The following is a 299-nucleotide window of genomic DNA, read 5'->3' on the forward strand; positions in this document are numbered from 1 at the left end:
TCTCGTAATACTGTTGAAGTATCCCAGTGTTAATCAATTGAATCATTTGTCTACTTGTTAACCACTCTCCATCTTGTAGTTGATCTTGAACAGCTGTGATATCTGAACCGATTTGGGTAGCAACCCATTTTGAAACTTCCTTCATATGTTCAGCTCGATAATCCATTGCACGATATAACCCTTTTAAAAACTTGGAAATTTTTTCATTATTTTTTTCAGAATACCCCGGAAAAGTTACGTATGAAGCAATAGCTGGAGATTGTTCTCTATAACGTGAATTATCAGCTAGTACAACGACC

The 299-nt window shown here is 35.8% G+C and carries 1 pseudogene; it reads right to left on the reverse strand.

Annotation, left to right across the window (positions count from 1 at the left end):
• Window positions 1-299: pseudogene (locus C1G53_RS11200) on the reverse strand (ethanolamine utilization protein EutG); the annotation flags it as partial.

Origin of the sequence: Streptococcus suis, assembly GCF_002960445.1 — a bacterium.
Taxonomy (GTDB): domain Bacteria; phylum Bacillota; class Bacilli; order Lactobacillales; family Streptococcaceae; genus Streptococcus; species Streptococcus hyiners.